The organism is Candidatus Desulfofervidus auxilii, from assembly GCF_001577525.1.
GTDB lineage: Bacteria > Desulfobacterota > Desulfofervidia > Desulfofervidales > Desulfofervidaceae > Desulfofervidus > Desulfofervidus auxilii.
The window spans coordinates 423,046-446,149 of sequence record NZ_CP013015.1 but is presented as its reverse complement, the minus strand read 5'-3'; the positions used below and the strand labels follow the sequence as shown (position 1 = coordinate 446,149).

23 protein-coding genes and 1 tRNA gene are annotated in these 23,104 nt (G+C 37.4%); 10 read left to right on the top strand and 14 right to left on the bottom strand.

The window, feature by feature from the left end; all coding sequences use genetic code 11:
* Nucleotides 1-88: 88 nt before the first annotated feature.
* The 5 genes from HS1_RS02305 to HS1_RS02285 form a co-directional block, all read right to left on the bottom strand.
* The gene (locus HS1_RS02305) at nucleotides 89-1,150 is read right to left on the bottom strand and encodes an ABC transporter ATP-binding protein (RefSeq protein ID WP_281178330.1); all 1,062 of its coding nucleotides are present in this window, start codon (nucleotides 1,148-1,150) and stop codon (nucleotides 89-91) included.
* Nucleotides 1,147-1,974, bottom strand: a complete 828-nt coding sequence (locus tag HS1_RS02300; RefSeq protein WP_066060551.1) for a carbohydrate ABC transporter permease — start codon at nucleotides 1,972-1,974, stop codon at nucleotides 1,147-1,149. Before HS1_RS02300 ends, HS1_RS02305 begins: the two co-directional genes overlap by 4 nt.
* Nucleotides 1,971-2,843 (bottom strand): carbohydrate ABC transporter permease, encoded by an 873-nt coding sequence (locus tag HS1_RS02295; RefSeq protein ID WP_066060550.1) that lies wholly within the window; start codon nucleotides 2,841-2,843, stop codon nucleotides 1,971-1,973. The genes HS1_RS02300 and HS1_RS02295 overlap by 4 nt, the downstream gene beginning before the upstream one ends.
* A complete protein-coding gene (locus HS1_RS02290; RefSeq protein WP_066060549.1) occupies nucleotides 2,833-4,104 on the bottom strand; it encodes an ABC transporter substrate-binding protein in 1,272 nt (423 codons plus the stop codon). The genes HS1_RS02295 and HS1_RS02290 overlap by 11 nt, the downstream gene beginning before the upstream one ends.
* Nucleotides 4,105-4,179: 75 nt before the next feature.
* Nucleotides 4,180-4,482, bottom strand: coding sequence for a hypothetical protein (locus HS1_RS02285; protein WP_156469354.1), 303 nt, complete (start codon nucleotides 4,480-4,482; stop codon nucleotides 4,180-4,182).
* Between the two features lie 268 nt (nucleotides 4,483-4,750).
* On the opposite strand from HS1_RS02285, the gene HS1_RS02280 reads away from it, so the two are divergent.
* Nucleotides 4,751-5,158, top strand: coding sequence for a hypothetical protein (locus tag HS1_RS02280; RefSeq protein WP_066060547.1), 408 nt, complete (start codon nucleotides 4,751-4,753; stop codon nucleotides 5,156-5,158).
* Between the two features lie 18 nt (nucleotides 5,159-5,176).
* On the opposite strand, the gene fmt is transcribed toward HS1_RS02280, so the two are convergent.
* From fmt to HS1_RS02255, 5 genes are all read right to left on the bottom strand, one after another.
* Nucleotides 5,177-6,115, bottom strand: a complete 939-nt coding sequence (gene fmt / locus HS1_RS02275) for a methionyl-tRNA formyltransferase (protein WP_066060546.1) — start codon at nucleotides 6,113-6,115, stop codon at nucleotides 5,177-5,179.
* Nucleotides 6,112-6,624: a peptide deformylase gene (gene def / locus HS1_RS02270; protein ID WP_066060545.1), complete on the bottom strand. Its 513-nt coding sequence runs from the start codon at nucleotides 6,622-6,624 to the stop codon at nucleotides 6,112-6,114. Before def ends, fmt begins: the two co-directional genes overlap by 4 nt.
* A gap of 74 nt (nucleotides 6,625-6,698) precedes the next feature.
* The gene (locus HS1_RS02265) at nucleotides 6,699-6,989 is read right to left on the bottom strand and encodes a metal-sulfur cluster assembly factor (protein WP_066060544.1); all 291 of its coding nucleotides are present in this window, start codon (nucleotides 6,987-6,989) and stop codon (nucleotides 6,699-6,701) included.
* Nucleotides 6,986-7,540 carry a NifB/NifX family molybdenum-iron cluster-binding protein gene (locus tag HS1_RS02260; RefSeq protein ID WP_082757554.1) on the bottom strand — a complete coding sequence of 185 codons (555 nt, stop codon included), beginning with the start codon at nucleotides 7,538-7,540 and terminating at the stop codon, nucleotides 6,986-6,988. Before HS1_RS02260 ends, HS1_RS02265 begins: the two co-directional genes overlap by 4 nt.
* A gap of 64 nt (nucleotides 7,541-7,604) precedes the next feature.
* On the bottom strand, nucleotides 7,605-7,940 hold the full coding sequence (locus HS1_RS02255; protein ID WP_066060543.1) for a DUF5320 domain-containing protein: 336 nt from the start codon (nucleotides 7,938-7,940) through the stop codon (nucleotides 7,605-7,607).
* Between the two features lie 324 nt (nucleotides 7,941-8,264).
* On the opposite strand from HS1_RS02255, the gene HS1_RS02250 reads away from it, so the two are divergent.
* Nucleotides 8,265-8,341, top strand: a tRNA-Arg gene (locus tag HS1_RS02250).
* Nucleotides 8,342-9,607: 1,266 nt separating this feature from the next.
* Here HS1_RS02250 and HS1_RS02240 read toward each other — a convergent pair.
* Nucleotides 9,608-10,582, bottom strand: coding sequence for a hypothetical protein (locus HS1_RS02240; RefSeq protein WP_156469353.1), 975 nt, complete (start codon nucleotides 10,580-10,582; stop codon nucleotides 9,608-9,610).
* A 384-nt stretch (nucleotides 10,583-10,966) separates the two neighbouring features.
* Between HS1_RS02240 and HS1_RS02235 the strand changes: the two genes are divergently transcribed.
* From HS1_RS02235 to HS1_RS02220, 4 genes are all read left to right on the top strand, one after another.
* On the top strand, nucleotides 10,967-11,257 hold the full coding sequence (locus HS1_RS02235) for an AbrB/MazE/SpoVT family DNA-binding domain-containing protein (RefSeq protein ID WP_066060540.1): 291 nt from the start codon (nucleotides 10,967-10,969) through the stop codon (nucleotides 11,255-11,257).
* 132 nt (nucleotides 11,258-11,389) lie between these two features.
* Nucleotides 11,390-11,599: a PIN domain-containing protein gene (locus tag HS1_RS02230; protein WP_066060539.1), complete on the top strand. Its 210-nt coding sequence runs from the start codon at nucleotides 11,390-11,392 to the stop codon at nucleotides 11,597-11,599.
* Nucleotides 11,600-12,023: 424 nt separating this feature from the next.
* Nucleotides 12,024-12,293: a type II toxin-antitoxin system Phd/YefM family antitoxin gene (locus HS1_RS02225; RefSeq protein ID WP_066060538.1), complete on the top strand. Its 270-nt coding sequence runs from the start codon at nucleotides 12,024-12,026 to the stop codon at nucleotides 12,291-12,293.
* 4 nt (nucleotides 12,294-12,297) lie between these two features.
* On the top strand, nucleotides 12,298-12,585 hold the full coding sequence (locus HS1_RS02220; RefSeq protein WP_066060537.1) for a type II toxin-antitoxin system RelE/ParE family toxin: 288 nt from the start codon (nucleotides 12,298-12,300) through the stop codon (nucleotides 12,583-12,585).
* A gap of 530 nt (nucleotides 12,586-13,115) precedes the next feature.
* Here the strand turns inward: HS1_RS02220 and galU are convergent.
* The 3 genes from galU to HS1_RS02200 all read right to left on the bottom strand — a co-directional run bounded on the left by galU (nucleotide 13,116) and on the right by HS1_RS02200 (nucleotide 19,056).
* Nucleotides 13,116-13,994: a UTP--glucose-1-phosphate uridylyltransferase GalU gene (gene galU, locus HS1_RS02210; RefSeq protein ID WP_066060535.1), complete on the bottom strand. Its 879-nt coding sequence runs from the start codon at nucleotides 13,992-13,994 to the stop codon at nucleotides 13,116-13,118.
* 1 nt (nucleotide 13,995) lies between these two features.
* Nucleotides 13,996-15,546, bottom strand: coding sequence for an ArnT family glycosyltransferase (locus HS1_RS02205; RefSeq protein WP_066060534.1), 1,551 nt, complete (start codon nucleotides 15,544-15,546; stop codon nucleotides 13,996-13,998).
* A gap of 318 nt (nucleotides 15,547-15,864) precedes the next feature.
* Nucleotides 15,865-19,056: a hypothetical protein gene (locus HS1_RS02200; RefSeq protein WP_066060533.1), complete on the bottom strand. Its 3,192-nt coding sequence runs from the start codon at nucleotides 19,054-19,056 to the stop codon at nucleotides 15,865-15,867.
* A 331-nt stretch (nucleotides 19,057-19,387) separates the two neighbouring features.
* On the opposite strand from HS1_RS02200, the gene HS1_RS02195 reads away from it, so the two are divergent.
* The 4 genes from HS1_RS02195 to HS1_RS02180 all read left to right on the top strand — a co-directional run bounded on the left by HS1_RS02195 (nucleotide 19,388) and on the right by HS1_RS02180 (nucleotide 23,102).
* Nucleotides 19,388-20,074 carry a transposase gene (locus HS1_RS02195; protein ID WP_066060532.1) on the top strand — a complete coding sequence of 229 codons (687 nt, stop codon included), beginning with the start codon at nucleotides 19,388-19,390 and terminating at the stop codon, nucleotides 20,072-20,074.
* A gap of 285 nt (nucleotides 20,075-20,359) precedes the next feature.
* On the top strand, nucleotides 20,360-20,638 hold the full coding sequence (locus HS1_RS02190) for an STAS domain-containing protein (RefSeq protein ID WP_216638268.1): 279 nt from the start codon (nucleotides 20,360-20,362) through the stop codon (nucleotides 20,636-20,638).
* The gene (locus HS1_RS02185; protein WP_066060530.1) at nucleotides 20,639-21,019 is read left to right on the top strand and encodes a response regulator; all 381 of its coding nucleotides are present in this window, start codon (nucleotides 20,639-20,641) and stop codon (nucleotides 21,017-21,019) included.
* A gap of 1 nt (nucleotide 21,020) precedes the next feature.
* A complete protein-coding gene (locus HS1_RS02180) occupies nucleotides 21,021-23,102 on the top strand; it encodes a chemotaxis protein CheA (protein ID WP_066060529.1) in 2,082 nt (693 codons plus the stop codon).
* Nucleotides 23,103-23,104: the final 2 nt, after the last annotated feature.

Below are 23,104 nucleotides of genomic sequence, written 5' to 3'. Positions count from 1 at the left end.
TGATCATGGCCATTTTTATTTAGCTGTTAATGAAGTGTCCCTTCACGATGAGTTGAGAGATTATCCATATCCAGAGGAGAAATACAGCTTAGACGAATGAAAACCTTATTTCCACAGATTCTATCCTTTCTCCATTTTTATCAAAAAAGTGCATTTTTTCTTTAGGCCAAAAAAGAGAAACTTCTTTTTCTTTTGAAAAATTTGAGGTTTCTATAATAATTTTTTGTTTCCTATAATCTACATGCACCAGATATTTATCCCCAATCTTTTCTACTAATTTGACAAAGGCATTTATAATGCCTTTGTTTGGTGGTCTTATTTCAATATCCTGGGGTCTTATTCCGATGGTAATATTGGGTTTTTTTATAGATTTAATAATTTCTGCTGAAAGAAAGTTCATAGATGGAGTGCCTATAAAACCTGCTACAAATGTGTTTTTAGGGCAATAAAATAATTCATCTGGGCTTCCTGTTTGTTGTAAAACTCCCTCTTTTAATAGGGCAATGCGGTCTCCTAAAGTCATGGCCTCAGTTTGATCATGGGTGACATATATGGTGGTAATGCCCAAATCTTTAATTAATACCTTAAGTTCTACTCGCATCTCTGCCCGCAACTGGGCATCTAGATTAGAAAGAGGCTCATCCATGAGTAATACCTGGGGTGTTCTTACTAATGCCCTCCCAATGGCTACTCTTTGTCTTTGACCACCTGAGAGTTCAGCCGGTTTTCTTTCTAAGAGAGTTTCTATCCTTAACATTTGAGCTATTTTAATCACTTGTTCTCTTATTTTCTTTTTTTTGTATTTTAAGTTTTTCAGAGGAAAGGCCATATTTTGGTAAACTGTCATGTGAGGATAAAGGGCATAACTTTGAAAGACCATAGCCACATCTCTCTCAAATGGTTCTAAAGATAGGTGCTTTTTATCTGAAAAAACAACCTTATCCCCAAAAAAAATCTCTCCTTCTGTGGGCTCTTCCAAACCAGCAATAATGTTTAAAAGTGTGCTTTTACCACATCCACTTGGTCCTAAAATGATAAATAACTCTCCTGGTTTTATTTCTAAGTTTATCCTGTCAAGGGCAAGGACTCTCCCCTTTGCAGTAGAAAATATCTTTTTTACATTCCTTACCAAAATAGCTGTTTTTTTCACTCTTTAATGGCTCCTGTGGTTAAACCTTCAATAATAAATCTCTGAAACACCAGAGTAAGTAATATCAATGGAAATGTGACAAAAAATGAGGCAGCCATTAACTCTCCCCAGGGGATTTCTCCATGTAAACCTTGAAAGAGAGATATACCCACAGAGATCGTCTGTGCCCTATAATCAGAAGTAAGCATCAAGGCAAAAAGAAACTCATTAAAGCAGGCAATAAAAACCAATAAAAGGCCAGAAAGCACTCCAGGAGTGGCTAAAGGCAGAATGATGCGGAAAAGGATTTTTGGTCTTTTTGCTCCATCTATTAAGGCAGCACTGTCTAGCTCCTTTGGTATTTGAGAAAAATAACTTAAAAGGATCCATAAGGCCAACGGCGATGTCCAGGCTAAATATGGAAGCACCAGGGCTACATAAGAATTTATCCATCCAAAGTTGCCCATCCATTTGTAAAGATAACCCACAATACTTATTTGAGGAAAAATAGAAATAGATAACACCAAAAGGGGAATAATACGCCTGCCTGCAAAGTTTATCCTAGTAATAGCATAGGCAGAAAAACTAGATATGATAAGCACTATAGGAGAAGTAATGGAGGCCACTATCAAGGAATTTTTTAAATAATCCATCATATGCAAAGATTTAGAGGTAAGAATAGTTATATAGTTAGAAAAGCTGAATTGGTAAGTTTCACCAGTGAGAAATGATATATTTTTAGAAAATGAGATAAGCATCATCCAAAAAATAGGAGTAATAATAAACAAAAATAGAAAGATGGAGCCTGTAACTATAAAAATGGATTTTATTCTTCTTTCGCTCATAGCTTTCTAATTCCCCACAATCTGATATATAGGAGAGAGAAACCAAAGACTATTAAAAAGGTAAGAGAGGAAACTGCTGCTCCTAAACCAAAATCGGCACTAGTATAATATTGGAAGCCGAGGACAGAAATGGTCCTAGTTGCCCCGGCTGGTCCACCGCCAGTAAGAACATATACCAAATCAAAGATTCTTAAGGAATCAGCTGTTCTAAATATGAGGGCGACTATTAAGGCAGGCCGTAACAAGGGAAGGGTGATAAAGAAGAATCTTTTTATAAATCTTGCCCCATCTACTTTGGCCTGTTTGTAAATATCCTCAGGTATGGCTTGAAGTCCTGTAAGTATAATAATGGCCATAAAGGGAGTGGTTTTCCATACATCAGCCAATACCAGTGCCCAGAAGGCACTTTGAGGAGTGCCTAACCAATTTATCTTATCTGAAAATCCTAGACCTTGAAGGAGATAATTGAGCAATCCATAGTTATAATTGTAAATTAACTGCCAGATCCTAGCGCTGATTACAGTAGGGATTGCCCAAGGAATAAGTAACATGGTTCTTAAAATTCCTCTTCCAGGAAATCGCTCCTTTAAAAGTAAGGCGAAAGAAATACCCAAAATGGTCTCTAAAGATACAGATGCCAAGGTGAAAAAAATAGTAAATTTTAAGGCATCCCAAAAGTCAGGATTTTTTATTAAAATAAGATAGTTTTTCATCCCCACAAATTTTTTAGGAAGATAAGGGATGTCTTGGAAAAGGCTATTTACCCAAGTGCCTAAAATAGGCACCAAAATAAATAAAAAGATTATCAAAAGCAAGGGAGAGACAAATATATAAGCAGTAGTTATTCTTTTATGGAATCTAATTTCCATAATAAGCAAAAAGTTGGTCTATTTCAGCCTGTGCCTTTTTTAGTGCCTCATCAGGGATTTCCTTTAGGGCTAAAGCAGCGTTTATATGTCTTTGTAGAATCTGAGAGATTTGAGAATAATATGGGCTAAGGGGTCTAGCCACTGCAATTTCAAATACATTTTTTAAGATAATAAGATGAGACATCTTTTCTCTAATCTCAGAATCTTGATATACATCCAAACGTCCAGGATTCCAACTCAATTTAAGGACAAATCTCTTTTGTTGCTCAAAAGAAGTAACAAACTTCACAAATTCCCAAGCCATCTCTTTTACATCTGAAAACTTGGAAATTCCTATATGCCACCCCCCTAATGTAGAAGCAGTTTTACCTCCCTCAAAGTGGGGTAATTGAGTAATGCCTACTTTTCCTTTTAAAAACGGGTCTTCCTGGTGTAATTTCCAGGCATAGGGCCAATTCCTTTCAAAGAGGGCATTCCCCTGTTGAAAAATCAATCTTACCTCTTCTTCTTTTAGTTCAGTAAAGGTGTTTGGAGGAGAAATACCTTCTTGGTGAATGAGTTTTACCATAAACTTTAATGCCTTTTGATTTTCCATAGTATTTACCTTGATTTTACCTAAGGGATCAAAAGAAATTCCCCCATTTCCTGAAGCACAAAACTCTAAAAATGTGCAAATCAGTCCTTCATACATAGCACCTTGCCATACAAATCCCCAAAACGCTTTATTTTGAATCCTTTCTTTTTTCTGGATTTGTTTAGCCATATTTACCAATGTCTCCCAAGTAGAAGGTGGTTCATGGTAACCATATTTAGTAAGTAAATCCTTTCTATAATAAAGAAGACCGCCATCCACATAAACAGGTAAGGCAATAATTTTATGTTTAAAGGTATCCACATCCTCTATGACCCTTTTAAAAAATTTATTAATATCAAAATTATCTCGGTTTATATAATGATTAAGTGGTTCAAGCCACCTGGCACCAGCTATCATCCCTACCCAGATTACATCCATAAGAAACACATCTGGGTCAGAGGCCTTTGCTTGTAAAGGAATAACTATCCTTTGACGTCTTTGTTCAGTATCTGCTGGCAGACGAATAAGCTCAATTTTAATGCCTTTTTTGGTCTCAAATTCTTTTGTAACCCTTTCCCAATAAAGAAGAGCATTGGCACTTCCTCCTACCATGAAGGTAAACTTGGGTGTTTTTTGGCAAGCAGTTGTAAGCAGTAATAGGCATAATAATATTTTTATATACTTCATGGTGTTTTTTATAACATATACTACTCATATCTGCTAATTAAAATTATTAACAAAATGAAAAAAGTTGAGTTAAAATTAAGATAGTAGATTCTTAGAGTTTTGAGATGTCTGTTTTGAATTTGGCTTAGAGCCGTTGTAGTCTTTCCTACCTTGCTGGCAAGCAGGAAGGCGGATGCAGACAGGCTTCCCATTTTCATAGAGCAATTTTTTAGGACTTATTATTTTGGCAATGCCTTTGGCCATGAAGTGGGGCATACCAATCTTTCTCAGACGACAATAAAGATGCAGTTCGTTTAAACGATGTTGAAAAACGCCTTTAATTTTATCTTTCCTGAATCCCATTTTACAATAAGTCCCTTCGTTAACCAAAGTCCTCATCTCCTGTTATTTTTTATAAGCAAGTTTTGTTCCAAGATAAAATAGTCTATCTTTCTGGGTTTTATTTTTCTCATGGGAATTTAGTGACAAATTTGGGCACTTAATTAACAAATTTTGAGCAGTAGAGCCACTGGTTATGCTAGCATGAGTTTCAGCTATAGCGCAAAAATTCCTGATAAAAAGGGATAATTCTGGAATAAACCCTTCACTGTGTTCAAAAATTTATTTTTGGAACAGTTTTTGTATGTATCAACGTGAGAGAAATATTATGAAAAAAGAAATGAGGAACAAAAAACAAACGGCTTATATATATAAATTATTTAGAAAAGAAGCTACTCCTATAGAGAAAGTTAGACTTGTTTCAGAAATCAAAGAAATAAAAATAACAAAAACTAAGTATGGAGAAATAAAAATTACCCATCCTGATACACAAACAGCATATTCACTCAGAGAAGACATTTATACTAGAACCTGGACAGTTTTTAAAACAACTCCTTTACCAGAAGGAATAGGCAGAAGATATGATGTTGTGAAAGGAGGTAGTGTATTAAGACTTGAGGATGCCCAAAAATTGGCTACTGAACAGCTTCTTATAGAAGTAGCTGGAGCAAAGGAATGTAAAAAAACTATTGTCAGCAAATTACCTGCCAAGGTTCTCCGGTCTTCAAGAGTTTAAATTTCCTTTTTTGAAAAGTTAGCCCAGCTTTTTTCCTTTTAAATCAGGATGGCCCTTTATAAACTCCTTTACTGGTAAACGCCTTTTCCCTTGTAACTGCACCTCCTTTATCAACAAAACACCCTGACCTGTGCTAATTTTGAGTCCATCGTGAGTGGCTTCTACAATAGTTCCGGGAGGAGCCTCTACTGAGGTAGATATGGCTTTAGGACGAAAAAGCTTTAGAAGCTTTCCATCCAAATATGTATATGCACCAGGAAATGGAGCAAGCCCTCGGATGAGATTAGCTATATTTATGGCAGGTTTATCCCAATGGATATATCCATCTTCTCTCTTTAATTTTGGGGCATAGGTGGCTAGTCTATCGTCTTGAGGAATGGATATAATAGTGCCTGATTGCATTTGGCGAATGGTTTCCAAAAGTGCTTCCGCTCCAAGAGTGGCTAGCTTATCATGTAACTCCCCGGCCGTCTCATCTGGTTCAATAGAAATGGCTTTTTGGAATAAGATATCACCACTATCCATTTGGAGAGATACCTTAATAATGCTTATACCGGTTATGGTTTCCCCATTGATAATTGCCCAATTAATAGGAGCTGCTCCCCGGTATTTAGGTAACAATGAAGGATGAACATTGATGCCACCTAAGGGTGGAATTTCCAATAAAGCCTTAGGTAAAAACTGACCAAAGGCGACTACCACTAGTAGATCAGGCTTTAGCTGTTGAACTTCTTTAAGGAATAATTTGTCTCTAACCGCCTCTGGCTGGTAAATGGGAAGGTTGTGCTTTTGAGCCAGCACTTTTATGGGTGGAGGAGTAAGTTTTCTTCCTCTTCCTTTAGGCCTATCTGGCTGTGTAACCACACCTAAAATCTCATTTGGAGTTTCTATCAAAGCTTTAAGAGAAGGAAGGGCAAATTCAGGAGTGCCAAAAAAGAGAATTTTATAAGGCTTCACTTTCTTAATTCTTTTAAATTTTTTAAATATCGCCGTTTATAAAGCGCTCGTTTAACCGGCCCCAGTCTGTCTAAAATGAGGGTACCATTCAAATGGTCAATCTCGTGTTGAAATATACGGGCTAATATTTCCTCAGCCTCTATTTCTACCCATTTTCCCTTAATAGGTTCATAACCCCTTATCCTTACCTTTGCAAATCTCTTTAACTGGCACGTAATTCCAGGTATACTCAAACATCCCTCTTCACTTGAGATTTCACCTTCTGCAGCAATAATCTCTGGATTAATTAATGCAGTAAGCTGTTGGGCCTTCTCACCTGTAGGGTCAACTACAATGATGCGTAAAGGCTGGTTGACCTGAGGGGCAGCCAGACCTACCCCTGGAGCCTCATACATAGTTTCAGCCATATTATCAATAAACTTCCGGATCTGTTTATTCACCTCCGCTACTGTTCTGGCTGTTTTTTTAAGTATGGGTTCAGGATATTTAACAATAGGTAATATGGCCAATTATTCCTCCTTAAAATAATTTATTTTAACCCTTTTACAAAAATTTCTAAAGCCCCTATTAAGAAATATTTGTTTTATATCTCTTTGAGCATAGCTTCAAGTCTATCTGCATCTTTAAATTCTTTTACCTTTACTTCCACATCTTTTACTCCTGGCACTCCTTTAATGGCCAGCTTAATATCAGCCGCTACTTTATAAGCAAGGGGACAGACAGGAGAGCTAGGGTGTAAAACCAGTTTTACCCTACCTCCATCCTCTATGCGTAAATCTTCTATAACCCTCATGCGTACTACATCTAATCCTGTACTGGGGTCTATCACTTGGGTCAAAGCTTGGAAAATATGTTCCATCAACTGTTGGTTCATTTCTTTTCCTTTTCTAATGCATCCAATCTTTTTATAATCTGCTCCAGTGTTTGTTGAATATTATTTAGCTGTTGCTTTAGAGTCTCTGTTTCTGCAGAAGGGCTATATACCCCACCGTATCCACAACCTCCCATACCACGGCCCATTCCTAGACCCATGCCCATGCCTTTTCCCATACCACGTCCCCAACCGCCACCGGTATGAGCAGGGCTAGTAGCAGACGGAGTAGGAGTTAACTTACCTTGTTTAAATTTCTCAACTGCTTCTCTCACCGTTCCATTACTTATGGTGATAATTTGTATACCTGCTGCACTTAAGCCTTGAAAGGCCTTTGGGCCTACATTGCCTGTAATTATTGCCTGAACACCCTTTTCTGCCACTAACTGCGCTACCTGAATGCCCACTCCACTCATTTGACTTATAAATGGATTCTCTATAATTTCGGCATCCATGGTATCTGTATCCACAAACACAAAATATGGAGCTCTTCCAAATCTGGGTTCAATCTGTGCATCCAAAGAAGGTGCATTAGCACTCACCGCTACTTTCATTTTAATCCTCCTAAAATTTTTTTCAAAAAGAGAGGGGATAGAAATGGCTACCCCTCTCACTTAATTATTGGCCCTGGGTGGTTTTTTCCAGTTCTTTCATCCGCTGAGAAATGGTGTTTAGTTGCTGTTCTAAAAACTTAGCTTGCTCTTTTAACATACTGAGTTCATCTTGGGGCCTAACTCCAGGACCAATTCCAGGATACCCAAAACGTGCCCATCCTGGCAAACCAGATGCCCGATACCACCAACGCCAGCCTCTACCTCTGCCCCAGCCAAATCCTAAACCCAATCTAGGTCTAGGGTTTGCGTAGCCAGGAACACCAAATCCAGCACAATAACCCATACCTCTTCCTGTCATGGGTCCTAAGCCTAAAGGTCCTGTTCCATTACCTGCTGGCATATTTCTCACCTCCTTTCTCCTTATATTTCATTCTTGTTCATATTCTTAACTTAGCTATTTAATATAAACATTTTATAAACAAATAGCAAGGCCTAGTAAATTCCAAAAAACCGGAGTAGCTTTAAAAGAAAAACCACAAACACCAAAAGAAGCTCCTGCAAAAGTCCTAAAACCCGCCTGCCTGCGGGCAGGGGCAGACACGGCCGTCGGGCAGGCCCGCCTGCCGTCGGGCAGGTTGGAATTTTATCCAAAAAGAGGTCGCAGATTTTTGGCAGGAACAGGATTCTTGACAAATGCACTTTTCAAATGTTAAATGAGTAAGATGCCCCCGTAGCTCAGGAGGATAGAGCGAGGGATTCCTAATCCCTAGGTCGGACGTTCAAATCGTCTCGGGGGCACCAGAAGTGCCTTAAATATCGGAGTCTTCTGAACCAAAAGTTTCATTACATCAGGTCAAATAATGTTGTGTCAACTATGTGTCAACCGACAGACAGCAGGTAGTGTCAATTCTTTTGTGTAAATTCTTTTATAGGGTTATCCTCCCAATATTTATTTAAACGATAAACAACACTATAAGCTATCCTTTCACAACTGGCTTGATTACTAAATACCCCAATAGGTCTTAATCTTTTTTACTTTCCTAAAGATCCTCTCTATCCCATTTGTGGTCCTTATTTTTGACCAATGATTAGGGGGACAATCCATACCTGCCTGTCCCCGACGGCCGTGTCTGCCAACAAGCAGACAGGTGCTCTTCTTTGTTCTATTATTGTTTTACCCCTTAAGTGTATTTTTTCACCTTTTAGGTGAAAGGTAATCTTTCAAAATCGCTTTATTATAGCATACCTGCCTGTTCCCTGCCCGACAGGCAGGCGGGGGCAGACAGGCTTACGGGGTTTCTTGTAAGGCAAACGAGGATTTAGGGTTGTGCAGATAGTGTCAATTTTTTGTTATCAATGCAATTTTTGAATCATTGGGGTCAGATACTGTCTAAAAAGTCAAGTCCAAAACTCCCCCCTATGATTTTTTATCAAGCAGCACAAATACCGTTTTGTTTTTATAGATTGCATGGGCAACAAGTACTAGCTTCCTCATTGCAGCTATTATGGCCAATTTCTTAGATTTATGGTTGTCTACAAGTCTATCGTGAACTGATTTTATCTTCTTATTGTATCTTATAGCGGTTAAGGTAGGGAAATATAATATTCTGCGTATAGTCCATCCCCGCTCTTGCTTATCTTTACTTCTCCCCTTAAGTGAGGTTCCCGATTCCTTTCGTGTTGGATCAAAGTCAACCAACGCAGTTATCTGGGAGCGATTGGTGTTTTTATAGGTCCTAAATAAGCTTAATAGACTTATAGCACTTATTTTTACCCAATACCCACAATTGTTAATAGATTACGGTAATTTTCTCTCAAATCATCATTTTTTTCTATATACTCTTCCATCTGCAGCCCAATTTCCTCCTGCAACTTTTTTGCTCGTCTTAATTCCTTTTTAAGCAGATCAACAGGTCTTTCGGGGTATTGGGATTATACCTTAACACTCCTGGCTGTCCCAGGTGGCCCTGCGGATAATATTTTGCTTTTGTTAGCCTATGAACGGATCTGAGGAAAAATGACTTTTTCAACAGTCCGCAAAGACACGACCCCTATTTTTTCTATTCCTTATTTCCTTTCATCTCTTTCTTTAATGCCTTCAGGTTTCCGCCCGGTACTACGTAAATTAACCAGTTTGCCCAAAAGATCAAACCAGAAGGGAGCTCCAAAGGAAACAGCTACAGCGGTGATTAACCAGCCAAGAATTTTTTCAAAAAATAATAATGGACTTTTAGTAATGGCTGAAAATGACCTTCCATGCCAACCAATAGGCAGAATTTTTAAATGAGTGTCAAGCTCAGCGATAAAGTCTTGTTTACCTTTAGCATTTTGCCTGCTATTTAATTTTACATTAGCTATCTTTTCCTTCTCTGAACCTGTGGAGTTTTCACCTTGCTGATTATGTTGCTCCCAAAATTCCGTAGCTTGCTTAACGATAGAATCCCGTAAGATAGAATTAACATATAAAGTTTCCGTTATCTGCATAGTATCTACATTTCCTAAAAGAGCCAAAATAAATCCGAAAGCAAAAAGCCATTTTAGTATCCTTCGTTTGTACCAACCTTGAGCTCTGTATCTGACATTTTCATACCACTTACCCAGGTCACGGCGAAATTCTTCGACACTGGAGGACTTATAGAGGAAGTAAGCAATGGTATTTTCAAATCCGCTGCTTTCTGTTTTCGGAGAGATACACATATGTTTCCCATTTCCCTCAATTAACTTCTTCAAAACTTCTTTGAAATTAGTCTTATCATTTTTATCAAAGAAGCCAGACAAAATCATATTTTCTATTGTTTCTACAAAGTTTTCTACAGGAATATAAGATGGTTTTTTTGAAGGATGGCTTGATGACTTAATGAGAGGTTGTTTCCAGAATTCTTTCGCATGACTTCCCAGAATATTTTCAATTACTTTTTGAAGATTTTTCGCTCTGAATTTAAAAATAGCCGATAAAAATTCTACTATGCCAGAACAAATGAGGCTCAAAAGCACATAAGTAAAAATAAGTCCAATTGCTACATCCAATATGATTCCTAACACTATTTGAACTTTGTAAAAAATGAATTTTCCGAATCTTAGTTTTCGAATACTATATAATATTTTCTTTGTCAAGAAAATTATGGCTGTATCAGCTATGAAGAATCAAAAAATATAAGATAAAAATAGCTAGGGAAAAAGATAGGTCAACATGGCTGTGGTTTGGGAAAAACTTCCCCTTTTGCGTAAGTGGAAGAGATAGGGAGGGGGCAATTATTTCTTCTTATTTGTCACATTTTCCTTAGTAAAAAAGGTGATACTGTAATAACTGTAACTGTCTATGTATTTTATGGAAACTGGGAGTAAATAAAAGATTTGAAAGTTTGACAAATAGTGCAAAATAGTTGTACTTAATAATAAGGTAAGACTAATAAATAGAGGTAAGAAATGCCAATATCTACTCTATCATCAAAAGGACAGTTAGTAATACCAAAAGAGGTAAGAGATGCCCTTGGCATAAAGCCAAAACAGAAGTTACTTTTAAAGGTGGTAAAAGGCCATATTGTAATAGAACCACTTCCAGAGGACCCTGTTGAGTATTTCTGCGGTATTTTCAAAGAGGGGACTTCACTAACAAGAGCATTACTGAGAGAACGAAATGAGGATAAAAGGCGTGAAGAAAAAATATTGCTTGATTCTTTCCCCCTTCTGGCATATTTATGCCAGGAAGATGGTTAGGAGAAAGTGAAAAATCTTCTTTCATCAGATAAAAACCCTTCTATTAATGAATGATATTAACATTGGTGAAACATTTTATATCCTTGCAAAAAGTGAGGTTTAGAAAAAGGTGAATACCTTTTAACCGTCATCTTGCCTGCCTTGCCCATAACTAATGTTAAAAACACCCTGCAAGACGTAATCCACGCAGCAAAAATCAAGGCTCGATATCCCATGTCATACGCGGACTGTTTTGCGGTTGCTACTGCGATTAAGGAAAAGGCAACCATCATTACTGGAGACCCTGACTTTAAACAAATTGAAAAGATTGTTAGCGTTGAGTGGTTGGAAACATCTCTCTAATAAATGGTGACTTTTTATCTAACCCACTCTATTTACCAAAGCTTCCACCAGAAAGCCCATTACTTCAGTCGTGGGATGAATGACAAAAACCCTTTTATTTAAAAACTTTTATTTTCAAAGCATCTCTTAAAAACCATCTACTGTCCCCCAACTGGCCTGGTGGGAGTTTCTCATGAGTGGAATAAACACTTAATAGAGGCTGCGCACCGAATTCCTCGCCTATATTAAAGACGAGGTTGTGAAGGCAGCTCGACCTTCAGAATTCTGTGGCTTTAGCTGTAGGAGAAGTCAAAATAAGGAAGTTTGGGACGGCAGTTCTATAAAGGCTACCAGAAGTTTTATCCGGCTTACTTGCCTTGACAAAGGGTATTCTCTAATGATATTTTAACTATACCATTAAAACTACAATTAGTTGGAGGCTTAAATGCAAAGAATAAAATTTAGTGAAGATATAAAACCCATATCTGACCTAAGAGCAAAAGGGGCGGAGATTATCAATCAAGTCAAGACAACTAAAAGACCCATTCTGATTACTCAAAGAGGCCGTGGTGTGGCTGTGCTTCTGGAGGTATCCGAGTTTGAGAAGCAACAGGAAAAAATTGCCTTTATGGAAGCCATAGTAAAAGGGATGGAAGCTGCTGAAAAAGGGGAATTGATTTCACACGCTGAAGCAATGAAAAAACTGGGGCTTTGATACAGTGCCAAAGAAAAAGCTGAAATGGACACACCTTGCCATAGAGGACATGAACAATATCAAAAGAACAATATCTGAGGATAATCCATCTGCCGCTGAAAACATGATCAAGACCATCAGAAACAAGGTAGAACGCCTCAAAGATTTTCCCACATCTGGACGAGTGGTTCCAGAATTTCAAAGTCCAGCCCTGAGAGAAGTCATTGTTCCTCCGTATCGAGTTGTCTATCGTGTAGTTAGTTCAGAGATTCACATCCTCCGCGTCTGGCACAGCAAGCAGGAAATTAAGTAGTTTGGGATTATACCTTAACACTCCTGGCTGCCCCAGGTGGCCCTGCGGATAATATTTTGCTTTTGTTAGCCTATGAACTGGTCTGAAGAAAAAATGACTTTTTCAACAACCTGACAGTATCTGCTTTTTTTCCTTTAATTTGAAAAATTCAGTTATGTATGGTATTTTTGTTAAAATATGGAAAGCAAAAGGAGTAAGTTATGGAAGTGATATTAGATATGCAGGACAGTAAAAAGGCAAAAGCATTATTGGAGTTTTTAAAAGAACTCCCCTTGGGATAAGAAAGGTTTTTATCCCACCCTTGTATTTAGTGGGTTCCTAGTTCTAAAAGGGGTTTGAGGTGTGCCCCAGAAGTTACTCGGATTTTCAAAAAGCCCAGTGGAAACCCATATTTATTTTTGGAAAAAGGAAAAAGAAAGGGTTTAATATGTGTAGGCAATTAAGCCTTATCCAAACCATATTTTACCTCATCCCCCACTCATTTCACTTTTTTGGTGTCCAGATAGGTTCCATATTGGGTGTATATTAGCTTAGCGAATAATTATTTCCTTCAAGAACTTCTTAAAGGCCTTTCCTAATTTAGGGTGTTTCAGGCCAAAGACTACATTGGCTTCTAAGTAACCCAATTTATTTCCAGCATCATAGCGTTTTCCTTCAAACTCATAAGCATAAACACTATTCATTTGGGTCTGTCTATGTAAGGCATCAGTTAACTGTAATTCCCCACCACGTCCAAAAGGAATGTGTTCTAAAATGTCAAAGATTTGAGGTATTAATATATACCGACCAATCACTCCCAAATCAGAAGGTGCTTCTTCTGGCCTAGGTTTTTCTATTAAACCTTTAACTCTGTAAAGACGTTCTCTTTCTTCTTCAGGATTAATCACACCATATCGCCAAATCTCCTCAGGAGAGATTCGCTCTACTGCTATTACCGGAGACCCTGTTTCTTGGTATACCTCTAGAAGCTGGCCAATACAAGGAGTTTCGCTATCTACTAAGTCATCGGGCAAGAGCACAGCAAAAGGTTCATTAAATATCAAGGATTTGGCGCATAAAATAGCATGTCCCAACCCCAGAGGGTGTTTCTGACGGACAGAGATAATGTTTATCATATCCACAATATTTTTAATGGTGGCTAATGTCTCACCCTTTTCCCTTTGGGCCAAAAGAGTTTCTAATTCATAGTCACTATCAAAATGATTTTCTATACTGTCTTTTCCTTGACGGGTAACTAATATGATTTCTTCAATTCCACTAGCCAGGGCCTCTTCTACAATATATTGAATTAGGGGTTTGTCCACTACAGGTAGCATTTCTTTAGGTATAGCCTTAGTAGCAGGAAGGGTCCGTGTGCCCAAACCAGCTACCGGAATAACCGCTTTTTTTATGGACTTTATTTTTTTCATTTTATTCCCTCCTATTCCAGATAATCACTTTAAATTTAGGAAAGGCCAAAATTTTGCTTTTGACATATTGCTGCGGAATAGCCTTAAAAATATTCCTAACTAAGGTTATTTGCAGAGGATAGTCCTGGCAAAATGGAGTAAAATTTGGCATAAAACATCTTTTGACGAAGTTCATAGTATTATTTTTATCATACTCACAATGCATCCTAACGATAGATAATGTATAATCCAAATCGTAAGTAATCAAATGGTCTATTTTCTTATCTTTTATGTATTTTTCTATTTCTTCAAGTCTTTTAGGCACAAAAAGAAGTTCGTCTCGGAAGAGATAAGGCGCACCTGCTTTTCTTTTAGCTAAAAAATAAATGCTTGGATTATGATAGAAAAGACCATAAATTGTTTCTTCAGGGGTGGTATGATGGGTTATATAAGAAACTACTTTTTTGTTCACAGCATTTCCTTCCTCAGGGCCAAGACAGTGGTCTTTAGTGTAAGCAACTGCCAATAGATAGAAGATAAAAGGAATTATTAACAGGCCAACATAAATAGCCTTAATTTTGAGTGTGGTTTTTTCCATAATAGCTACTGTACCCCATCCTAGCCAGAGAGAAAAGATGGGAATAAGTTGAAGATAATAGTGAAAAAACCAGTTTCCTCCGATAATAGCTCCCAAGAAGGAAAATAGGAAGTAAGAAAAAAGAAACATCTTTTGAGGCAACTTTGAAGGTAAATAAAAATTAGCCACAATCACAGCCAAGATTAAAAAGACAACTCCAGAAACACCCAGAGAATAAAGGCAGCGCAGAATATGGTATAAAACAGGACCTACAAAGATAGAATTTGTATCAATACGATAGGTAAAAACCTGGTATAAAAAACGCTCTTTTCCCATGGTGAAATATCCATAGGTCAATATAAAAACAAAAGGGATTCCCACACCTAGCAAATAGATAACTACAGCTTTTAATGGTTTTTTAGGGGTCTGTAAGAATGAGAAAAGGGCAAAATGTCCCACCAAAGGTAAGGCTGATTGTCTAATAAATATGGCTAATGCCGAAAAAACACCACACAAAAAGAGATGGTATTGTTTTTTGGGGTCATAACAAAGAAAAAAATAAAGCGCCACAACACAAGGTAAGAGCATGAATAGTTCTTTACCGCTGATTCCTCGAATATGGGGTAGCCAAGAGAGGTAGGCATAAATAGAGGCTGTAATAACTGCCTCTTTTATCCCAAAAAGTTTTTTGGCAGCAAAATATAGAAAAACCAGGGTTAAAGCGTTATAAAAAGAAATAAACACACGAATAGCTACTGGGCTTTCTCCAAAGAATTTGAGGATAATAACGTAAAGAAAGGGAAGTCCAGGTAGGACATTAAAAAATCGGGTCTTATAAAGACTCTCTCCTTTGAGCCAGAAATGAGCCATATAAGTGTAGGCCCCTTCATCTACTTGAATAGGACAATTTAAATAAGGAAGGCGAATACCAATAGCAAAGAGAATGACAACAAACAAAATGTATTTTTCATATTGTTCAAAGAAGCTTTTTGTCACTTTTGCAGATTATATAAAGGAATTCAGCTAGTTGTCAAATAGGAAATAGAAGGAAAAAGGATGTTTTAAAGATATTTGAGATTTATCTTACAAGATGGAAATGGGAAGAGAATTTTCATCTTATGAAACAAAAATAACCTCAATGATATGCTATAAATAAAAGCATACTTCATTTTGGTAAAGAATTTAACACTCTTTGTCTTAAAACGCTAAATTCATCTAGCTCTCTTTGCTTGTTTGCAGAAAGTTTCTGAAAAATCTAGAGAAAATTCTGAGTGTGTAACTCAAAATCCGCCAAGGACGGTTATAGTTGAGTATCTATTGATAAACAATTGAGCCATGAATAACGATATTTATCTCTCCACTATTCGTAGCATCCTCGTTTGTCTCAAGATTATAACCTATCACAGGGAAACTTTCCTCAAAATAAGTATATTCAGCATTACAGTTATACTGAACCGTTACTGTCGTCGGAGCTGTCTCTTGATCAGGAATAAATGTAAATAACCCACTAGCTAATTCTTGCTGAATTTCCCAAGAAAGGGTCCCTCCACCAGAGTTTGAAATAGTAAATGTACCAATAGTGTGTGGACATGGATCAATATCTCTGCCAGTTATACTACATACCCTGTGTTCAAAGTGTAGATGTAGATCTTGTTCTTGGTTATTTAGGCTTATAGTAGGAATGGAAAAAGATGGACATTCATATCTAGTGCAGGATATGTCACTTTCAGAAAGTACATAATCTCCAGTTCCACCTGGATAGTCTTCAACCCATTTTACTGCTCTAACTCTATAGCAATATAACTTATTGTGTACTAAACCTGGGTCATTGTCAGTATAAGTAGTTTTATTTCTGTCAGCTATACCTATCACTTTCCATTCTCCAACACTTAGTTTGTCTTCATCCAGCCTTTCAATTAGAAAATACTCTTCATCATCTGAATTATCTTTCCAATTCAAAATAATCTTACACTCAGCCCTATTCGCCTTTAATTCCGAAGGAGCAGCAGGAGGCTGTGGTTCAGGCTCTGGCTCTTGAGGAGGTGTAGGCATAGGATGTTCCTTATCTGGACCATCAAGGCTACACCAGCAGGTAGGTTCTGGGCAGTGGTAAAACTGAGGAGTGCCATATTTTTTAAAACCTTTGATAGATTTTTCCATAGCCGTACATCTGTCCCGTATATCTCCGACGTTGCCATCTTCATCCCAATCTTTTTTTAATTTGGCTTGTTCAACAGATCCAAAACCAAAATTAATAAAAGCTTTTGCTGCAGACTTAAAGGCATGACTTTTATGCTCCCTATCTGTAGAAGTTATTATAGTTAATGCACAGTGCTCTTCACAAAATTGTTCTAAATATGAGGAAGAAAAAATAGCCTTACCACTATAACATGCATCAATAAATAACGTTACCTTTACACAGGAAGGGAGAACTTGTTTAAGTTTTTCAAAAATATCATAGTAAAGTATTAGCTTGCAAGGGTTGAGAGGTTTCCATTCACCAGATTTTCCTATAATACCATAAGTAAGTTTGGGACAAATAATGAAGCCTGTGTTCTCGCTTGAACCGTGTCCAGTCATGAAGATAAAAAGCTCATGACAACAATCTTTACGGCAACCATTTTTTTCAAAATTTATAGCTAAATTTTCTAGCTGAGTCAAAAAATCATCACTAGTGTCTATACTCGGTACACCTGGGGGAACCCCTACTCCACCAAAATTGCTAATCCTTGTTACTTCAAATCCATTCCCTGCTAGCCATTTTGCTATCATCTCGGCATCATCATAACAAGCTTTAGCTATATTTAAAGCTTTACACTTTAACTCTATACCTTCTCCACCCAACATCTTCCATTTCCAATGATCACCACCATCCAAGACTAAAGCCAATTTTTTACAAGCATTAGATGAATTAGTAGCATTTTGATGTTGTTTTTGATATTGTAAATATTTATTAACACTATTTAAACCTTTCTTGTTATTTAAATTCATTTCACTTACATCAAAAGACTCTCCAATATCTAGTTGTCCACCTTCTCCTGTCATATACATAAAATGCACATCTGAAATAACCTCTGCTCCTTGAAGTACAAAAGGCCCTGGTTCTTTGCCAGGTCTTTCAATGAATGGCCTTTCATTAGCAGAGACATATTGCATTTGCTCGGTATTTAGTTCCACCCAAGCATATCGCACCGGGTGCTCATACCTGGCTTGAGGTTCATCATCAATAAAAAATAGATAATAAGTTCCTGCGGTTTCAGGCACAGTTAGTTCAACTGGCGTCTCATCTGAAACTACAATTTCTCTCATCACGGTCCCTGGCTCTACAGGACCAGTAACCATGACCTCAGAAGGTGGGCTTACCGTAAGTTTACTTAAAAGGATATTTGCTGCTTGGCGAACCTCTTCAGATAAAGATCCTGCCACATGGACTTGAGCGCTATCATACCATAACATCGGAAAATCTACGACACCATTAGGGTTGGTGTCTACTGCAAAATAAATATTATAAAGCCCTTGTGGTAGATTAGCATTAAAAACAGTAAACTCTGAAAAACTAAAGAAAGGGCCTTGATAAGCAGGCTTTATACCTTCCTCCCAGCCAGTAGGATAGACATAAGAATACCAAGTCCCATCACTTTCAGCCGCAACCCACCAGTCTCCGACAATTCCCTCAAAATTCCAGGCATTAAGTCCAATTATGGCAGAAATTGGTTCGTTCTCGCCTGCAACTATTGCCCACCTTTGATCATTGACATATATTTTAGGTTCTATATCTGGAGCATATATATTAGAAGTAAGTAATTCTCTAATCTTTTGTCGATCGTCAGAAAGCTGAGTTGTACTTTTGACAATCCCAATAAAAGGAGCATACCAATAACTAGAAACATTTGTTTGTGTTTGATTTTCAGTATTACTAGTATCTGACATGGTAAGAGTTGTCTTCACTCTAATTGTATTATAGCTTGCACTTTGAACATAAATAGATTCCGCAGCTTCTATGTTCACCGTATTGGTGTAACTCAATTCTTCCTGTCTACTGCCCTGAGAATCAGTATAAGTGTATATTACTCTTCCTGAACTGTTGATACTATCACCGATAGAAACTTCTGAATTGAGATACCTAATAGGCGGATCAAAAATATAAGACTTTTCTATAAAATTTCCTTCTCCAAGCTCCTGGCGAACTGTCATTCCAAGATAATCTAAACCCTCCTCATTATTACTAAAAAAATAAGAAGTATATTGAGAGGGATCATCTTCCCTAGAAACCTGTAGTACTGTAGCAGTTATACCATTAATATTAGTAGTACCTGATAGCACACTAAAAGTCTCAGTGTAAGTTGTAGTACCATCATTTACTTGGTAAACTAAGTTATTTCCTTCTTGAGTTAATACATTGTAGTAAGGTAAAAAATTAACAGCGGCTATGGATGAGAAAGACATACTTGTAATGACAGCTACCATGATACCTATTAAAAAAATTTTTTTGAATAAGATAGACATTGTTTTCCTCCTTTCGGTTTAAGGAAGAAAACTAAGAGAAAGCTATTTAACACAAATACACAATTCTGTCAAGATCCCAAAATCCCCAAAATCCTTGTTTGTCCTACAAGAAACCCCGCAAGCCTGTCTGCCCCCGCCTGCCGTCGGGCAGGGAACAGGCAGGTGTGCTATAATAAAGCGATTTTGAAAAAATACCTTTCACCTAAAAGGTGAAAACACACTCACGGGGTAAGAACAATGATAAAACAAAAAAGATCTAAAGTAAAGCAAGCTGTTTTGCCATTTGTTTTAGAGAGGACTTACGAAATTATCCCTGCCTGACGCCTGCCTGTTGGTAGACAGGGCAGGCAGGACTCCCAGAGCAGGTTTAGTTTTATTTGGTGAGTTTCTTCATGAGTTTATAAAGCAGTGTGAAAGGCAGATGCCTAAAGGCAACCTGTCTGCCCCTGCCAGCAGGCAGGCGGGGACAGGCAGGAAAGAAGATGAATGGAGGCCATACGAAAATAGACATATTGCCAAGACAGTCCATTGTATGGAAAAGACAAATCAGGCATTTAGGCTAATTGTGGTAAGAAGACCATATCAGCCAAGGCTATTTGGTGAAGAAGAAATTGATTTAAAGGAAAGATATAAAGTGATAGCAACAAACCTTGATTTTGAGTCAGAGGAAGTAGTCAAATGGTATGATGCTAGGGGAGAATATAGTGAAAATCGGATAAAGGAGCTAAAGATTGGATTTTCAATGGAAAGGATGCCTTCATCTTATTTTAAGGCAAATGCTGTATTTTTTAGGATAGGGGTCCTAGCCTATAATCTTTTTCGGATGTTTCAGCTAAATATTTTGCCTAAAGAATATAAAAAGCATCAAATAAAGACCATTCGCTGGAAGTTATATAACATCGCAGGCAGGATTGTGTATCATAGCAGGAAGATTTTTCTTAAAGTGAGAAACTACGCCTATTCTATATTTAAAGAGATTCGCCATAAGACATGGATATTTTGCTGTGATAGTTCATAGGTAGTTTTGTTATATTGAAAAAACAGTGCAATTATTTTTTTCTAAGGCAGAAGAGTGTCTTAAGTGGGTCTTAAAGGAGCGTTTTTTTGCCTAATTTAAGGGAATTGTCATAAAACATTCCTGCCTGACGGCAGGCAGGTACTTCGTAGGGGATAATTCTGGTGTTCTTTCTTAATTTTTTTCTCATTTCCTTATTAAAAATATCCTTCTCCAAAAATCAATCGCGGATTTTGTAAATTTTGGCTATATTGACGATGTTTACATTTTATGTTATTTTTATTAATAATGTTTGATGTCAATGTAGAGGAAGGGGTATATAAATTTTCTGGCGAGATTGATATTTATGATTTAGAGGATTTTCATCAAATTTTAACTGAACTTTTTCCTAAAGAAGCAATTATTCTTGATTTTGGGGATGTAAGAAGTATGGATACTGCTGCTCTCCAGCTGTTAATTTCGTTTAAAAAATCACTTCCTAAAGAGCGTAAGTTTAAAATCGCCCATTTTCATCCTGCATTAGAAAAAATGTTAACAATTTCTGGATTAAGCCGATATTTAAACTAAATGGGTTCTAAGCGTATACTTATTGTTGACGATTCTCCAACACTAAGGGCATCGCTTCGTCTTTGTTTGAAAAAAGCGGGCTATGATATAATTGAGGCGGAGGATGGACTTGATGGACTCAAAAAACTAAATCGTCTAAAGCGAGAAGGTTCACGCGTATCTTTGATTATTTCGGATGTTGTTATGCCCAAGATGGATGGTATTACCTTCGTTAAGAAAGTCAAAAAAACAGCATTTTGCTATACACCTATCATAATCCTGACTAGTGAGCGTGATGAGGCTAAAAAACAGGAGGGAAGGAAAGCTGGGGCAGCAGGGTGGTTGGTTAAACCCTTTAAACCGCAACAATTACTCTGGGTAATAAAAAAGTTTGTAAGATAAAATGGAAAAATCTGAACTTCTAGATACATATTTTGCCGAAGCAGAAGAATTATTAACCATTTTAGAAAATCAATTGATTGCCTTAGAATCTAACCCACAAGCCTCTGAACCCCTCCAAGAAATGTTTCGGGCTGCCCATAGTCTAAAAGGGGCATCGGCTATGATGGGATTTATGCATACCAGCAAATTTAGTCATGCCTTAGAGGAAGTATTTGACAGGCTTCGTAAAAAGGAACTCCCGGTAACCAAAAACTTAATCTCCCTTCTTTTAGAAGCAGTAGACTTTCTGAAAACAATGCAGGATAATATCAGTGCAGGCAAACCTGAATGCCAGTCAGAAGAAATTTCAGAAATGCAAGCAAAACTGAAACGTTTCCTGGGACTGACCCCTGAAGAACCGACTAAAGAGGCCTTCTTAGAACCAAAAAGGTCAATGGATTCTTTTTTTAAAATTTCTATGAAATTCAGAGAGGATTTATTTAATAAAGGGCAAGACCCATTGATGTTATTACTAGAGTTAGATGAATGGGGTGAGATAATAAAGGTTATACCTGATATATCTCAGCTACCTGAATTTGATAAAATAGATATGTATAAGCTATATATTTCTTGGAAACTAGTGTTTAAGACCCGCGAACCCCTTTCTAAAATAGAGGATATTTTTATTTTTGTGAAAGACGAAAACGATATCCAAATTGAAGATGTTACCAAGGAATTCAAAGACGGGATCAACTTGAAGGATGCAGATAAGCTTCTTGGGGAATTACTGTTGGAAGAAGGAGCGGTTTCTGAAAAGGACATTCATACTGTGATAAAGGAAAAAGGGACAAAAAAAGTTGGAGAAGTTTTAGTTGAAAAAGGAATAGTACCTCCATCAGAAGTAGAAAAGGTAGTAGAATATCAGAAAAAGGCAAGGGTTGTCCACCGTCGTTCCACTATTCGCATAAATCTTGAAAAAGTGGATAAAGTTTTAGACCTTGTTGAAGAAATGACTATTGCCCTGACCCAAATGGATGAATTGGTGAGTAAAATAGGGTCATCTGTTAGGAGAAAACTTGAAGTAGCATTAGGAGATATTCATAAAATATGTCAACAATTGGAAGAGCATGTAATGAGAATGCGAATGTTCCCATTAGAGGGGACTTTTTATCGCCTTCAACGCTTGATACGTGATCTGGCCTATGAGCAAAAAAAACGCATTCGGGTAGTGGTATCAGGAGCAGATACAGAGCTTGACAAAGAAATGATTGAATTTATTAGTGATCCCCTAAAACACTTAGTAAGAAATGCAGTAGACCATGGGATAGAGTTACCTCAGGAAAGGACTCGTCTTGGAAAACCAAGTGAAGGAACTATTTGGCTTAAAGGCTATCAAAAAGAGGGTAAAATTTATATTGAGATTAAGGATGATGGAAGAGGTCTTGACAAGGAAGCTATTTTACAAAAAGCACTGGAGCAAGGTCTTATCAAGAATGGAACCACCCTTTCTGATGAAGAGATATATGAACTAATATTTCACCCTTATATGTCAACAGCCAAGGAAGTTACAGAGGTTTCAGGTAGAGGAGTGGGCCTAGATGTGGTCAAACACAATATTACTAAGGCAGGTGGTAGAATAAAAGTCTTTTCAGAAGCAGGAAAGGGCGCAGCCTTTGTTATTGAATTACCCCTTACCTTAGCCATCATTGATGGGACTATGGTAAAAACTGATGGGCAGATATTTACTATTCCTATGGATTTTATTGTGGAATTTTTTAAACCATATCCTCGTCATTTAAAAAGTGTTGAAGAACGTGAAGAATTAGTGAATGTGAGAGGAGAGTTTTTACCTTTGGTCAGGCTTGATAAGGTCTTTAACCTCAGGAAGGATATTTCCCAACCGCAATTAGTAGCCATCCTTAAAGGGAGTAAAAAATTTGGATTGGTCATTGATGAGATATTAGGAGAACAAAGAGTAGTGATAAAAAGTCTGGAAAAAAATTTTCGGAACATTAAGGGCATAGCAGGTGCTACTGTTTTGGGAGATGGTTCTATCTCATTAGTTATAGATATTGCAGGACTTGAAGAATTAGCCTTTAGCTAGGA

Bases quoted from the DNA above. Each gene is read 5' to 3' on its own strand.
- HS1_RS02300 (WP_066060551.1), bottom strand. From the start codon at position 1,974: ATGAGCGAAAGAAGAATAAAATCCATTTTTATAGTTACAGGCTCCATC.
- HS1_RS02295 (WP_066060550.1), bottom strand. From the start codon at position 2,843: ATGGAAATTAGATTCCATAAAAGAATAACTACTGCTTATATATTTGTC.
- HS1_RS02290 (WP_066060549.1), bottom strand. From the start codon at position 4,104: ATGAAGTATATAAAAATATTATTATGCCTATTACTGCTTACAACTGCT.
- HS1_RS02285 (WP_156469354.1), bottom strand. From the start codon at position 4,482: ATGAGGACTTTGGTTAACGAAGGGACTTATTGTAAAATGGGATTCAGG.
- HS1_RS02280 (WP_066060547.1), top strand. From the start codon at position 4,751: ATGAAAAAAGAAATGAGGAACAAAAAACAAACGGCTTATATATATAAA.
- HS1_RS02265 (WP_066060544.1), bottom strand. From the start codon at position 6,989: ATGAACCAACAGTTGATGGAACATATTTTCCAAGCTTTGACCCAAGTG.
- HS1_RS02260 (WP_082757554.1), bottom strand. From the start codon at position 7,540: ATGAAAGTAGCGGTGAGTGCTAATGCACCTTCTTTGGATGCACAGATT.
- HS1_RS02255 (WP_066060543.1), bottom strand. From the start codon at position 7,940: ATGCCAGCAGGTAATGGAACAGGACCTTTAGGCTTAGGACCCATGACA.
- HS1_RS02235 (WP_066060540.1), top strand. From the start codon at position 10,967: ATGCCAATATCTACTCTATCATCAAAAGGACAGTTAGTAATACCAAAA.
- HS1_RS02225 (WP_066060538.1), top strand. From the start codon at position 12,024: ATGCAAAGAATAAAATTTAGTGAAGATATAAAACCCATATCTGACCTA.
- galU (WP_066060535.1), bottom strand. From the start codon at position 13,994: ATGAAAAAAATAAAGTCCATAAAAAAAGCGGTTATTCCGGTAGCTGGT.
- HS1_RS02200 (WP_066060533.1), bottom strand. From the start codon at position 19,056: ATGTCTATCTTATTCAAAAAAATTTTTTTAATAGGTATCATGGTAGCT.
- HS1_RS02190 (WP_216638268.1), top strand. From the start codon at position 20,360: ATGTTTGATGTCAATGTAGAGGAAGGGGTATATAAATTTTCTGGCGAG.
- HS1_RS02185 (WP_066060530.1), top strand. From the start codon at position 20,639: ATGGGTTCTAAGCGTATACTTATTGTTGACGATTCTCCAACACTAAGG.
- HS1_RS02180 (WP_066060529.1), top strand. From the start codon at position 21,021: ATGGAAAAATCTGAACTTCTAGATACATATTTTGCCGAAGCAGAAGAA.